Annotated in this window: 12 protein-coding genes and 3 pseudogenes; 8 read left to right on the forward strand and 7 right to left on the reverse strand. The window is 67.1% G+C overall.

Features of this window, described 5'->3' with window-relative positions; genetic code table 11:
- The first annotated feature begins 180 nt into the window (after positions 1 to 180).
- The gene (locus G3I56_RS40095; protein WP_164418079.1) at positions 181 to 672 is read left to right on the forward strand and encodes a hypothetical protein; all 492 of its coding nucleotides are present in this window, start codon (positions 181 to 183) and stop codon (positions 670 to 672) included.
- 993 nt (positions 673 to 1,665) lie between these two features.
- A pseudogene (locus G3I56_RS44470) lies at positions 1,666 to 1,856 on the forward strand (repressor LexA); the annotation flags it as partial.
- Positions 1,857 to 1,920: 64 nt separating this feature from the next.
- Here the strand turns inward: G3I56_RS44470 and G3I56_RS40105 are convergent.
- Both G3I56_RS40105 and nrdR read right to left on the reverse strand, forming a co-directional pair.
- Positions 1,921 to 2,751 (reverse strand): annotated as a pseudogene (locus G3I56_RS40105) (vitamin B12-dependent ribonucleotide reductase); the annotation flags it as partial.
- Between the two features lie 117 nt (positions 2,752 to 2,868).
- A complete protein-coding gene (gene nrdR / locus G3I56_RS40110) occupies positions 2,869 to 3,420 on the reverse strand; it encodes a transcriptional regulator NrdR (protein WP_164411112.1) in 552 nt (183 codons plus the stop codon).
- Between nrdR and G3I56_RS43445 the strand changes: the two are divergent.
- Positions 3,406 to 3,605: pseudogene (locus G3I56_RS43445) on the forward strand (S24 family peptidase); the annotation flags it as partial. The gene nrdR and the pseudogene G3I56_RS43445 overlap by 15 nt on opposite strands.
- A 95-nt stretch (positions 3,606 to 3,700) precedes the next feature.
- Here G3I56_RS43445 and G3I56_RS40120 read toward each other — a convergent pair.
- Positions 3,701 to 4,057 carry a hypothetical protein gene (locus tag G3I56_RS40120; protein ID WP_164418081.1) on the reverse strand — a complete coding sequence of 119 codons (357 nt, stop codon included), beginning with the start codon at positions 4,055 to 4,057 and terminating at the stop codon, positions 3,701 to 3,703.
- Positions 4,058 to 4,272: 215 nt separating this feature from the next.
- On the opposite strand from G3I56_RS40120, the gene G3I56_RS40125 reads away from it, so the two are divergent.
- Positions 4,273 to 4,494, forward strand: a complete 222-nt coding sequence (locus tag G3I56_RS40125) for a hypothetical protein (protein ID WP_164418083.1) — start codon at positions 4,273 to 4,275, stop codon at positions 4,492 to 4,494.
- On the opposite strand, the gene G3I56_RS40130 is transcribed toward G3I56_RS40125, so the two are convergent.
- Positions 4,488 to 5,630 carry a caspase family protein gene (locus G3I56_RS40130; RefSeq protein WP_164418085.1) on the reverse strand — a complete coding sequence of 381 codons (1,143 nt, stop codon included), beginning with the start codon at positions 5,628 to 5,630 and terminating at the stop codon, positions 4,488 to 4,490. The genes G3I56_RS40125 and G3I56_RS40130 overlap by 7 nt on opposite strands.
- Entirely contained in the window at positions 5,627 to 5,986 is a 360-nt protein-coding gene (locus G3I56_RS40135) for a hypothetical protein (protein WP_164418087.1), read from the reverse strand. The genes G3I56_RS40130 and G3I56_RS40135 overlap by 4 nt, the downstream gene beginning before the upstream one ends.
- Positions 5,987 to 6,357: 371 nt before the next feature.
- Between G3I56_RS40135 and G3I56_RS40140 the strand changes: the two genes are divergently transcribed.
- The 3 genes from G3I56_RS40140 to G3I56_RS40150 all read left to right on the forward strand — a co-directional run bounded on the left by G3I56_RS40140 (position 6,358) and on the right by G3I56_RS40150 (position 9,002).
- On the forward strand, positions 6,358 to 6,711 hold the full coding sequence (locus tag G3I56_RS40140) for a hypothetical protein (RefSeq protein ID WP_164418089.1): 354 nt from the start codon (positions 6,358 to 6,360) through the stop codon (positions 6,709 to 6,711).
- Between the two features lie 279 nt (positions 6,712 to 6,990).
- Positions 6,991 to 7,359, forward strand: coding sequence for a hypothetical protein (locus G3I56_RS40145; protein WP_164418091.1), 369 nt, complete (start codon positions 6,991 to 6,993; stop codon positions 7,357 to 7,359).
- Between the two features lie 23 nt (positions 7,360 to 7,382).
- The gene (locus G3I56_RS40150) at positions 7,383 to 9,002 is read left to right on the forward strand and encodes an RIP homotypic interaction motif-containing protein (RefSeq protein ID WP_203691790.1); all 1,620 of its coding nucleotides are present in this window, start codon (positions 7,383 to 7,385) and stop codon (positions 9,000 to 9,002) included.
- 326 nt (positions 9,003 to 9,328) lie between these two features.
- On the opposite strand, the gene G3I56_RS40155 is transcribed toward G3I56_RS40150, so the two are convergent.
- Positions 9,329 to 9,886: an XRE family transcriptional regulator gene (locus tag G3I56_RS40155; RefSeq protein WP_164418095.1), complete on the reverse strand. Its 558-nt coding sequence runs from the start codon at positions 9,884 to 9,886 to the stop codon at positions 9,329 to 9,331.
- Between the two features lie 3 nt (positions 9,887 to 9,889).
- On the reverse strand, positions 9,890 to 12,124 hold the full coding sequence (locus G3I56_RS40160) for a helix-turn-helix transcriptional regulator (protein WP_164418097.1): 2,235 nt from the start codon (positions 12,122 to 12,124) through the stop codon (positions 9,890 to 9,892).
- 259 nt (positions 12,125 to 12,383) lie between these two features.
- Here G3I56_RS40160 and G3I56_RS40165 point away from each other — a divergent pair, with 259 nt between their 5' ends.
- Positions 12,384 to 12,638, forward strand: a complete 255-nt coding sequence (locus G3I56_RS40165; RefSeq protein WP_164418099.1) for a hypothetical protein — start codon at positions 12,384 to 12,386, stop codon at positions 12,636 to 12,638.
- The last annotated feature ends 121 nt before the right edge of the window (positions 12,639 to 12,759 follow it).

Below are 12,759 nucleotides of genomic sequence, written 5' to 3' on the forward strand. Positions count from 1 at the left end.
GGCATCGCGACTCGATACGACAAGACGCCCGAGAGCTACCTCGCCGGCCTCCACCTCCGCGCCTCGATGATCTGGATCAACGACCTACTGAAGGCAACTGATTGATCACGACGTCACACAGGCCCTAGGTCCGCGAACCCCAGGCGGAAGATCAACTGGTGGATACAGTCCAACACCCCATTGTTCAACAGGCCCGCCGGCGACGGCGCCCTGCTGAACGTCAGCCTCGGAACCACGCGGCTGACGAACCCTCGGGTTGTCGAGCTCGTCATCTCCAACCCGGGAGACCGAGATGTCACTCCACCGATGTTCCACGAGGCGAAGCCGATCAAGTTCGATTTCGACGCGGTGGCGGCCGTTTTGCATGTCGCAACCGACCCTGCGAACGCCCTCCTGCCCGAGATCACGACGTGGCAGGAGATCATCCGGGGCACCGGGGGCAGGCACAAGGGAGGCCTCTTGATCGAACCGGCCCACCTTCGCCGGGGCCAGACCATCACGGTGACCGTACTCATCGACGGGGAGGAAAAGCCGGTGCACTGTGTGCAGTTCCCGCTCATCGATGTAGAGCAGTCCAACGTGCGTCCCGGCTCTCTCTCACGGGAGACAGCCAATGCTCTCGATGGCGCGTCTCTCTACATCGGACCATTCGGGATCCGTGTAGGCCGTTGAGGACCCACGCCTACATGCCCGTCCTCATCCGACGCGCCTTCGCAACTCGCCAACCGTCGGGATCGAATGCTGCAGCGCGGGCCACGGCATCGACTGCAGCATTGCATTGCCATGCTGATGTCATACGATGCAGGGGCACCCGGGGACTCACCCGGAGTGGACGGGACTCTCCGAGAACCGGCCACGCTGGAAGCCCCCGAAGGGCCTGACACTGGCTGCAACCAGCAATCAGGCCCCTCAGAGGTGCCGCAGTCACGAGCCCGGCCGAGCATCAGACGGTCGGGCTCACTGCGTGAGCGCCTACCAGCCGGCCGTACTCTGCTTCTGGTCAAGACCAGAAGGACTGCAGCAGTACCCATATGACCTTGACAGTCACCGGCGCCCAGTCGAGCAGCGTCTGTCGTTTCGACAGCCGACTGCACCGTACGCAGTGACCCTCAGGAGATTCCTCCCTGGCCATGTGCCTCCTCCTTTCAGCCCCAGTAGGGGTCCTGAGTACCGCTCAGGACTTCGCCTCGATATAAGGCGAACAACTCGGTGGGACTCTCCGGAAGGAAGCAGCCCCCAGCATACGATCCCGCCGAGGATCCGAAGACCCGAGGGACCACAACTTCTGGGCTACAGCAGCAATCCAACCACTAGATGTGGGGATTGGCCCGTGCATCCATCGCGTAGCGCGTGTCGCACCAGTATTGACGTATGCCGACCTGCCACACTGGATGAATTCCCGTGTCTCCGCACACCGATCGCCGCCACAGGGCCTGCGGAAATACCGTGTGGGAACCACAAAGACGAGTCGTACGTCTCGCGTCATCAAGGCGGCGGAGAGTCCAGCAATGGACCCGACTGCCCAGCAAGCGCCACGTCAGCGGTACGCCCAGACACTTGATCACGATAGTCGATTCACGATCAACCACTCGAACGTGTATTTGATGCAGCCTCCCGTAAGCAACTACCGTTGCACTGCACGGGAGACCATCGAGAGGGGCCGACGTGACCACCACCCCTGACAGTGCCACCATCACTGCCCAGGACCGCCCCAGAGCCGACTCGAGCCGGTGCATGCGATGAACGAAGCCACGAATCCTGAGGGACCCAAGCGGTCCCTCCCTGGACGACCTCCAGGAATCCGAGCGGACAGCTCGGGACTCACCGACCGGCAACGGCGCGTGATCGAGGTCATCACGCCCCCACGCGCAGGGTGGAGATGTCCATCGCTGCCCTGCGCCGTGGGGCCGTGATGACCTCGTTCTGGTACTGGACGGACGTGATGTCGTCGCCGCCCAGGTCCATGTCGAAGCCCGCGTCGCGCAGGGCGCGGATCTTCTCCTCTCCTTCACCTTGGTCTCGATGAAGCCCTCGATGTCGGGGTGGTCGACGTCGAGGATGACCATCTTGGCCGCGCGGCGGGTCGCGCCGCCCGACTTGATCGTTCCCGCCGACGCGTCCGCACCGCGCATGAAGGAGACCGGACCCGAGGCGTTGCCACCGGAGGAGAGCAGCTCCTTGGAGGAACGGATCCGGGACAGGTTCAGGCCGGCGCCCGAGCCGCCCTTGAAGATCATGCCCTCTTCCTTGTACCAGTCGAGGATCGACTCCATGGAGTCGTCGACGGACAGGATGAAACAGGCCGAGACCTGCTGGGGCTGCGGGGTCCCGACGTTGAACCAGACGGGGCTGTTGAAGCTGAAGATCTGGTGCAGGAGGGCGTACGCCAGCTCGTGCTCGAAGATCTCGGCGTCGGCCGGGGAGGCGAAGTACTTGTAGTCCTCACCGGCCTTCGTGTACGTCTTCACGATGCGGTCGATGAGCTGCTTGAGGCTCACCTCGCGCTGCGAGGTGCCGACCGCGCCGCGGAAGTACTTGCTGGTGACGATGTTGACCGCGTTCACCGACCAGAAGTCGGGGAACTCGACGCCACGCTGCTCGAAGTTGACCGAGCCGTCGCGCCAGTTGGTCATGACGACGTCACAGCTCGCCCACTCGACCTCGTCGTACGGATGCACGCCGGGGGGTGGTGTGGATCCGCTCGATGCGTAGCCCGTTGCCATAGGCCTCAGCGATGGTCACGCTCTTCATCCTCACTCTCGGCTATCTGGTGTTGCAGGCGTCCGCTCGCTACGGCCCGCAACAGGTCCTCTCCTTGCCGCCGCCAGCCGGATCCACAGACACAGGCTCCGGATGCCGGCCCGCCGGTCAGTCGGCGGCGTTGGCGGGCACGGGGACCTGAGCAGTCCCCCCGGACCCGCGATCGTGCTGCCGGCGCCCCACGTCCGGGTCTTCGTCGTCCACGGCGGGGCCGCGCGGCGCTTCCCTGAGCTCCGCGATGGCGGCCTCGAAGTCGTCCAGCGAGTCGAACGCCCGATAGACGGACGCGAATCGCAGGTAGGCGACGAGGTCGAGTTCCTGCAACGGACCGAGTATGGCCAGCCCCACGTCGTGGGTGGTCAGCTCGGCGCTTCCAGTGGCGCGCACCGCTTCCTCGACCCGCTGGCCGAGTTGGGCGAGAGCGTCCTCGGTGACAGGCCGCCCCTGACATGCCTTGCGCACGCCGTTGATGACCTTCGTACGACTGAACGGTTCAGTGACTCCGGACCGCTTGACCACCATGAGCGAACACGTCTCGACGGTCGTGAACCGACGGGAGCAGTCAGGACACTGGCGGCGCCTGCGGATCGACGTGCCGTCGTCGGTCGTACGACTGTCGACCACACGGCTGTCGGGGTGCCTGCAGAAGGGGCAGTGCATGTTCTCCAACCCTCCCTCACAGCAGACTCAATAGCCCCGTAAGAGCTCTTGAGCCCCTCGAAGCAGCGATCTGCGACTGGGTCACCGTCCACCGCGAGCCGGTCGCCGAGAACGGCGACATCGTGGCCGCGATGCTGGACGGCAAAGCCACCGTCAAGCGCTTCAAGCGCGAGGACGGCCACGTCTGACTCCTCCCGCACAACTCCGCGTACCGCAGCCTCCCTGCGGGCCGAAAAAGGGTCCCGCTCGACACACGCGAAACCCAGTACAGCCAGGTGATTCACGCCGCCCGGTACTGCCCGCGCTGAACGCGGACAACCCGGCCAGCCTTAAGAAGCCCGTCGATGTAGACGGACACCCCATTGCGGGTGCTCAGCTTGCCCGCTGCGGTCATCGCCTCCGCAATGTCGCCGAGCGTCATGGGACCGTCCGCCCCCTTGAGGAGCGTGACAATGGCCTCAGCCTTGGTGAGCTCTTCTATCCCCTGACCAGGGATTACAGCAGTCTCAGCGAGCTTCCTGAGAGCATCGCGCTCAGCCCTAAGCCCCTCGATGCGGGCACCAATCCGGTCACGCTCACGCTCCGCCTCGCGCAGACTCTTCTCAACACGCTCAAGGTCACCCGTGTAGTCATCCATAGAGGCATCTTAGACATGAAGCTTAGAAAAACCTAGAGTTTAATTAAATCTCTTTAGGGTTCACTGGCGGTGCCCCGCACCCGGGTACGGCCGTCCGACCGAGCCGGCTGCAGGGGTGCGGAACCGGCCGTGCTCGGCCGTTCAGGAACCGAGACGGTCCATCCGCTGGAAGACTCTGCCCGTAAGCAGTCGCACCGAGCGGGGGATGTGTAGCTGTGGCGAAGGTGAAGAACCGCAAGGGGCACTACCGGGCAGCGCACTACGTGAAGCCATCCTCGGCATCCAGCCGATGGAAGAAGCCGTCACTGGGACTCCTTCTGGGCGCTGCTGTGCTGGCCATCGCCGCATGGAACACCCTGTTTCCAGACAGCCCCGACGACTCGGTCAAGACGCCCCAGCCGTCCGGTGTCTCAGCTTCCGCCGTACCCGGTCACTGAGCCCGCCCCCGGCGGAAGACCGAGAAAGGCCGCCGCCTTCCCTTCTCAGAGACGGTGCCGGGAGCAGCTGCCGGGATCTCCGCGCCAGCCGACGCCTCCGCCGTGCGCAGCTGCTGCCAGACAAGCTGCCACAGCGCGATCCGGTCCTCGGGGACACCACAGGCTGAAAGGTAGGCCTCAGTTGTCTCCCAGGTGGCCGGAAGCTCGGCGCGGTTGAGCAGCCGGCCGACGCTGCCAGCAGAAATACGCCCGTCAGAGCGCCAGCTCACTGCCTGCTGAGTCAGTCCGCTGACCACCCGCACGTCCGCGAGGGAGGTGAAAAACCCTGTGACGGTACGGATCGCAGCCGGATCCGGCCAGGGACGCTCCCCGACGGCCTCACCGGCCGCAACCGGTACGGCTGGCAGATCAGCGTGATTGCGTGCGAGCGCGACCTGGGCACCGCTGTTGCGGTCCCGGGCTTGCGGAACGGGGTGCCCCCTCGCTCCCAGCGTCAGACGCAGATGCCGGTAGAGGGAACCCAGATCGAGCAGCGCGGGACCGCCGGGTATGCCCTGGCGCAGCGTGTCGAGCAGCGCCCCGGTGAAAGCCGTATAGGTCTCCCCCACCGGCGCCAGAGCCGTCCGGGTCTCCGCGGCGGCCGCCAGAAGGAAACTGCCCTCCACCGCCGCCTGGTCAGCAAGCCCCGCCCCGGCGCTCATTCTCCCCAGCGCCCGACCGCTGTAACAGCAGTCCAGGATCACCACGTGCCGCTCGGCCCTGGAATCCAGCAGAAGAACCTGGCGCACCCAGTCATACGGAAGAACCGTCTCGATACGGCCCGCCTCGGTGTGCGGCAGAGCCAGACTCAGCTGATCCTGCGCATCGACCAGCCCGTGCCCGGCGAAGTAGACGATCAGCGTGTCGGTGGCCTCGGCGGCTGCCTGCCGCACCGCGCCCACCACCGTGTGCGCGGCAACCGGATTCTCCACGACGCTCACATGCCGGTCCGGCAGCTGCAGCGACAGCGGCCCTCGTAGAAGACCGGCCAAGGCGTGCACGTTGTTCGAGACGGCCGGCAACTGCTCCAGATACTCGTACCGGCCCGTGCCCACCAGCACGGCCCGCGACGCCCCCGGATCCGGCAGCACGCTCACTGCTCCCCGCCCTCATCACCGTCAACAGCCTCCAGCACCCGAACCGCCCGCCCGAGTTCCTCCTCAGAACAGTCCGTCAGGACGATGACCGTGGCCCCGCGGCGGATCTCCACACGCGGCCGATCCGGCCGGCTCTGCCGCCATGCCGCCACCGCCAGTACGAACGACGCCGCACTCCACCCGTTTCCCGTCACCAGCTCGAGCACGTCAAGGACCGTGCCCATCTCCCCCGGCCCAGGCACGCTCCCCCGCACCTCAACCACGGCAGACCGGCGCACCTCCGGATCGGCACGCAACCAGCCCTGCAACGAACGCAACTCCCCCGCGCCCAGCCCGACCCGCACCTCAAACCGCACCCAGACCTCCCCCGACCGACGCACAACACCCGACGACAACACACAACCGATCAGGAAACCCGCGACAGCACAACACCCCAACAGTGACCAGGCAAAACATCGTTGAACAGCACGACTCATACGCCGGGCCCCGGAGGTGTCTTCACTCCCCGGGGGCCCATGGCGTCCGGTTGGGGGCTATCAGGATTAATTCAAGACACTCCCGCCATGGAAGCGTTCGGCCGGGCCGTCAACGCGGTCACCGCGCCGCGGCTGTGGTGGGCACATCGGCGTGCCGCACGCGTGACCTGACGCAGGAGTTCGTCGGGGCTGAGGCGTGTGAGCGGGCGGTTGACCGCTGTGTGTCAGTGGCGCTCGATAGCCTTTGCAGTATGGGAACTTACGACGACAAGTCGCGTGACTACGACCGTCGCGCCGGCCAGGCGCTGGTCGCCTTCTACAACCTGGCCAAGGCTGGTGGCGGGCATAGCGGGGAAGCGGTAGCGCCTGCGTACCGCGACCTGCTGGATGCGGCTGAGTCCACGTTCCGAGCGGGTGTCGAGGCGGGTGACCTGGAGAAGGCCAAGGCTGGCTGGGACGAGCTCGTTGACGTGACTGCGCACATCGCGCACGCCAACGCCCGAGTTGGGACGGTGCTGCTGGCGACGGCAGTGAATCGTCTGGAGGAGACCCCGGAGGAGGTCGTCGCCCAGGTCATGGTGGAAGTGGAGAAGCACAGTTCCTGACCTCCCGAGGCGAAGAACCCGTCAGCTTGGCTGTGGATCTGCCCTCGCGGAATGCGTAAACGCCTCGTCCCCGGCAACTGAGTTGCTGTGACTGAGCACTTGATTTGGCGAGTTGAGCGCAAGGGGAGTCGCGTTGAGGCTGCTGCGTTCCCAGGGGCTTTGAGAAGGTGACGCCGTCGTGGGCGGACTCAGTCAGTGGACGGTCATAGGCGAAGGCCGGGCAGCCGTTACGCAACATCTGACGGTTGACAGCGTCGAAGGGCACCGAGACTCTGAGATATGGAGCCGCTTTCTTTGATCGCTACCGCCGTCATGGCCGGTGCGGCCGTCGGTCTGAGGAATACCGCGAGTGACGCGGTCAGGGATCTCTACGCGGGCCTGAAGAGAAGGATGAGCAACCAGGACGCCGAGCGCTTACCTGCCACGTCGGCTCTCGAGGGCGCCGACGAAGAAGCCGGGGAACCGGAGAGCACGGACGAAGTCGCGGCGCAGGATGCGCCTGAGACGCGCACTACCGACCCGGCCGGTGCCCGGGGAACGTCCGGCGGACATCACGTCGCCGTCATAGACAGTGAGGGCATCGTTGTGGGAGACCACACCAGGACGCAAATGACCTTCAACGGCAAGAAGAGCCGGAAACGGCGCTGAAGACGTCCTTGGGTTTCGACTGCATGCGGGAAGGGATCGCCGTGCGCGTGATCGGTGCTGTCCTCGGGGTGATCGTGGTCGTGCGGCTCGGTGCATGGGCATGGTCGGCCGCCGGCCGGGCCTGGCATGCCTTCATGTCGGCCCTGCTGGATGCCCTGATACACGTTGGGTTGGCCGTCGGAGTCCTGTGCACGGCGGTGGTCGTCCTGTTCGTCGCCGGTTTGGTCGTGAGCGCGTTCCACGAAGCGCTGACGTCACGGCGTAAGAGGCGTACGTCGCCACAGCGACGCCCGGTTACGGCCGAGCCGGACGCCGTCCCGCAGACCCCTTCAGCTCCCGCGACGACTGGTCCGGTAACGCCGGTCATCACGGGCACCCCCATCTACGGTCCCGACACCTCAAACAGTTCCGAGACCACGCCCATGCCGGACACACCGGTCATCCTCATCATCGGCATCCCGGACACACCAACCACCCTCATGATCGCGGTCCCCGCGTCATCACCGACTTCCCGAGGCAAGCGCGCCACACCACCGACCACTTCGTTCCCACGGGACGATGCCGACGTCACTCGCGGGCGAAAGGTCCCTTCCCCCGGTGGCTCCCGGCCCCCGCGCCCCGTTCCCGCGCGCCCCAGCCGTACGCTAGACAACGCGGCGGCTGGCCAACAGGCACCAGCTCAGCAGGTCTGCTCGACAGACCTGGAGCAAGCCAGTCCGGACGAGCCGGTTCCACCAGTCCTGATGCTGGAAAACTGCCGCGGCATACAGATAGGCGATCGCACCAAGAAGTACGTGCTGTATGAATACCGCGTTCAGGCCCCCGCACCCCAACTCGCCACACTGCTGCGCCGAGCAGACATCCGTGAGGACCTGGTCCGCCTGTGGCTGTCCCCCGGAGACGATGCCCGACGCGCAGCAGTGGTCAACAAGCTGTGTCAGGGACGTCCGTATCACCTGGTGCCCCGTGCCGCCCTCGACCTGGGTTCCGCACGGCGGCCGGGCTCCGCCCACACCTCACGTCCCTCGTCGCCAGACGTTCGCCTGCGGACAGTCCAAAGCCCCGACGGACCGGTCGTCATCCGCCGCTCAGAAGGAGTACAGATCGGCGACCGCACACGCCAGGACTGCCACTTCGTCTACCAGTGCAAGGGGCCGCGGATGGACACCCGCGAGCTGTTCGCCGCTTCGCCTTCCACTGCCTCCGCCCTTGTGGACGCCCTCATCAGCCGTAGCAAGTCCGTCGACACGGAACCTTTTCAGGCGGCGTTCACCGACGCTCTGCGGGACTGTCCGGTGTCGTCCTCCGAGCGGGGCACCGTGACCCGGACGCCCTCCACCACCGTCGTCGACGGCGTGGACGGCGTCAGCTACGGACGGAAGAACAAGATGACCGTCGATAGCGCCATCGACCCCGTGGTGTCGGCCCGGCGCGTGCACAGGGAGGTGGTGCGGCAGCAGCACGCCGTCCAGCGTTATGCCGAACGTCAGATGCGCTCCGCCCCGCCGGATAGCCGGCCGAGTGTCAGTGACACAGCGAGCGATCTCGACCGGACGGCATGGCGTCCTCAGCATCGGTACGAGTCACCGTCGGAGCGCGGCCCCGACCGGGACTTTCCCTCAGCACCCGGCATGTCGTTCTGAAGATGGGCGCCGACGGCCTGCCGACCTGGTCGCCACGTCACCGCCCGGCCTCGGTGAATGAGCGTCCCTCGGATTCTTGGGCCGTCCCGCCGCCCGTGTGCCTTCGCTCCACTGCTTGATGAGCTCGGACAGCGTCATGGGCGGGGCGAGCACGTCATGCAGGGTGTGGACGCGGGCCTTCGCTGGTTGTCGCGCTCCGACGATAGCTGAGTGCCACCAGGCGTTGATCAACAACTCTGAGCACCAAAGCGGCCAACTGAAGCACTCAATGGCCAACTGGAGCGCTCAGTCACAACCGGGGACGAGGCGCTGACGTGGGGCTGGAGCTACAGCTCGATGTCGAGCCGTTCCACGTCGGTGAACTCCACGCCCAGCCCGTGCGCACGGCTGTTGTTGGCGCGGAAGTACATCTGCGCGAGGCCGTCGGCCGCGATCTGCTGGAGCTGCTGCTCGTTGGCGCCCTGCTCGCGGGCGGTGAACAGGCGGTCGGCCCACTGGGGCGGCAGGGCCTGGGTGATGTCGCGGATCCGGGCGTCTTCGGTCGTATCCCCGGCGGCTTCGAATCCGAAGCGGGCGCGGGTGGAGACGACCAGCCCGCCCGTGGACGCCGCTTTCTTCCGCGCCTTCGCGCGGATCTGCGGCTGCCACCTCTTCTTGACCTCGCGCTCCAGGCGGCCTCGGAGATCCTGGCGGGGCCGCTTGAGCTTGCCCGCGACGTACCGCTCCACGGTGCGCTGGGAGATCCCGAGCGCCTGGGCTGCGGCCTTGGTGCCCTTGAGCTGTTTGACCAGGTACTTCATCTGCGCCTGGGCGCTCTGCGGGATGCGGCGGGTGAATGCCCCCTCCAGCGCGCGGTCCAGGCTGTCCCCGAGTGAGTCGGCCATGGGTTACTCCCCTTCTCCGGCGCTCTGGTCGGTCTTGATGAGGTTGGAGAGGTTGAAGACGCCGCCGCGTTCCTCGAACTGCTGCTCTGCCCACAGCACCGTTTGGGTGCCCTGGTGCTTGACCATGCCGGGCGAGACCCCCAGCCGGAACGTGCCCGGTACGGGCTTGCCTTCGTCGGTGAGCGGCAGGATGTCCAGCGGGGACGGGCCGGGCGAGGGGTAGACGATGGCGTCGGTGCCGATGGAGGTCGGGTACAGGTCGGCGGCGGCCGCCGTCTTCATCAGCTTGCGGTGCAGGCCCACGCGCTGGTTGGCCAGCACGGCGGCCCGGATGTCGGGGCGCCACGTCTCCCGCTTCAGCGCCGGGTATTCCTCGTAGTACGGGACCTGGCCCCGGCTGCGCTGGCGCAGTTTGCCGATGCCGCCCTTTGCCGTCGCCTTGATCGCGGTTTCCAGCAGCGCCATCGTCGGGTCGGCCTGCTTGCGCTGCGCCATCGCCTCGAGGAATTCCTGGCCGGTGAGGTCGGTGGTGACGCCCATGTCGGCCATCGTCTCCACGTACGCGTCGCGCAGCCGCTTGTACCAGGAGTCCAGATAGCGGCCGATCTGGGTACGCACGTGCGCCTCGATCGGCGCGACGTCGAAGCCGAGCTCCACCGCGTAGGCGACGGTCGGGGTGGCGTACCAGGCCGGGCCGGTGGGCCGCTCACCCTTCGGCGTGAACGGGCTCGGCAGCCGGTCCCCGTCGACGGTGCGGCCGTTGATACGGACGCGGGACAGGTCGACGTGGGAGAGGTCGACCAGCCATGAGCCAGGCAGCGACGCGTCGAACGTCGGGTTGCCGGTCAGGTGGGTCGGTCCGTTCAGCCCGACGGTGAGGCTGTTCGCGGCCGCGGCGAACGACATGTTGATGTCGACCGCGACCAGGTACGGGTTCGCGCACTCCTCATCGGTCAGCGGCCGGCACCAGTCGTAGGGCTCCTCCATCAGCATCTCTGCCGGGGTCCGCAGGTGGTGGCGCTCGAACCGGCCCTTCAGCTTCGGGTGTTCGTCGGGGACCTCGCACTCCACCACGTCGTACCGGGCGGTGAGCGCGTCGTCGTTGAAGGCGGCCTTGAACTCGCCGGTCGCCTCGTCCTTCTGCGCACGGGTCGGCGGGCGCAGGGCGACCATCAGCTCCAGACCGGTCGTCGCGGTGCTGCCGCGCGGCGTCATCACCCGCGCCGCGTACAGACCGAGGTAGCGGGCGAGGTCAGCCGGATGCATCGTCAGCAGCAGCTGCGGGTCGTTCTTCGTGCCCCACTCCCGGGTGTCCAACGCGTTCCAGGACAGGATGCACAGCTGGACACAGCGCCGCCGGGAGCCCTCGGGCTCACGGAAGACGCGGGCCCACGGACCGAGGCCGCGCTGGGTGAGCTGAAGGCCGGCCTTGGCGATCTGCTTGACCACCTTGTGGCTGTCCGGCAGCCGGCTCGCATGCCGCTCCTCCTCCGACAGGGCGATCGGCAGGCCGTAGCGCTCCAGCGCGGCCGGGGTGAGGACGAGGATCGGGTCGGCGTCGCGGCCGTTGCGGTGCAGCCGGGCCTGCCCGAGCCGGGCTTCTGCCAGCGTCCAGTCGACCAGCGCCGGGATCGTCTTGGCGGGCACGTCCAGGACCAGGCCGCCGACGCAGTACGCCGACACCTGCCCGTCCTCGCAGTCGATGACCGCGAGCGGGCCGCTCTCGAAACGCGGGTCCACGGCGGCGGCCGGCGCCGTGGTCTTCTTCGCCACCGCCTTCTTCGCACCCGGGCGCCGCGACGACGCGGCCGCCGGCTCGCTGCGGCTCGCTCTCGGACGCGGCGCCGCCTTGGGCGCCGGCGCTTCCGGCGCCGGAAGGTCAACCGGGACCTTCGGCGGGGGCACGTCTCCCCCATCGCCGGTCTGCCCGATCGTCTCCGCGAAGTCCGGCATCGGCGGCGGCTTGTACGGGTCAGGAGTCGGGGCGGGGAACCGCACGGCGAGGCCCTCCAGGAGCCTGGCGTAGGCGGCGCGCTTCGGCGGCCGCGGCTCGGTCCGCCCGGTCTCCCAGTTCCCCACCGCCTCCCGACGGGCGTCCAGCGCCGTAGCGATCTGCGCCTGACTCAGGCCAGCGGCCTCACGCAGACGCTTGCGCTCCGCGGGGACCGGCAGATCATCCTGCGCGACTTGCTCCAGCAGCGCATCGACGGCGCTGAACAGCTCGTTCTCAGTGGACACAGAGGTCACCTCCAATAGACAACATACCCGATCGCACATTAATTCGCGCCCTCAATCGCGCATAGATCGCGCACATGATTGAAGTGCAACACACGGGCGGGTAAGCGGCGCAACGGCTGTTCGTACGACCGAGATTTTTACTTGGCGGACGAGCGCAGTAGTTGTCGGACGCCGTCAACGTCAGCGGCAGGTGTCAGCGCTGGGTGACGGCTCGGGAAGCATCCGCAGGCTGTAGAGCACGTTGTCGTGGAAGCGGTCGATGATGTCGCCGCGGGTGACCATCTCGGCGGCGGTGAGGTCCTTCGAGGGCCTGGCGCTGGGCGGCGTCGCGGGGGTCGATTCCGCCGTCGACCCAGATGCGGAGGAGGACCTCGGCCTCGGCGGGCTGGATGGGGCCGCGGATGTCGGGGCGGGGGTTCTTCCGCCCGGTGACGGCGTCGACCTGGTGAGGGGCGAGGACGTCGAGGCGCGGTGTGGCGGTGTATGCCGCAGGACGAGCGCACCGCCGGTGTAGCGGCGTCCCGCTCAATGAGGGCGTCTCGATGGATGCGCGTCGAGTGGCGGAGGAACGGGTCCAGCCATGCCGAGAGCGTCTGCCACATGGCAGGAAGCCGGCAGGCTCGCGATCCTGGGGC

The sequence above is a fragment of the Streptomyces sp. SID12488 genome, from assembly GCF_010548275.1.
In the GTDB taxonomy this organism is placed as follows: Bacteria; Actinomycetota; Actinomycetes; order Streptomycetales; family Streptomycetaceae; genus Streptomyces.

What these genes read in the sequence shown, in the direction of transcription:
- nrdR (WP_164411112.1), bottom strand. Translation starts at nt 3,420, where the DNA reads ATGCACTGCCCCTTCTGCAGGCACCCCGACAGCCGTGTGGTCGACAGT.
- G3I56_RS40120 (WP_164418081.1), bottom strand. Translation starts at nt 4,057, where the DNA reads ATGGATGACTACACGGGTGACCTTGAGCGTGTTGAGAAGAGTCTGCGC.
- G3I56_RS40140 (WP_164418089.1), top strand. Translation starts at nt 6,358, where the DNA reads ATGGGAACTTACGACGACAAGTCGCGTGACTACGACCGTCGCGCCGGC.
- G3I56_RS40145 (WP_164418091.1), top strand. Translation starts at nt 6,991, where the DNA reads ATGGAGCCGCTTTCTTTGATCGCTACCGCCGTCATGGCCGGTGCGGCC.
- G3I56_RS40150 (WP_203691790.1), top strand. Translation starts at nt 7,383, where the DNA reads ATGCGGGAAGGGATCGCCGTGCGCGTGATCGGTGCTGTCCTCGGGGTG.
- G3I56_RS40155 (WP_164418095.1), bottom strand. Translation starts at nt 9,886, where the DNA reads ATGGCCGACTCACTCGGGGACAGCCTGGACCGCGCGCTGGAGGGGGCA.
- G3I56_RS40165 (WP_164418099.1), top strand. Translation starts at nt 12,384, where the DNA reads ATGATGTCGCCGCGGGTGACCATCTCGGCGGCGGTGAGGTCCTTCGAG.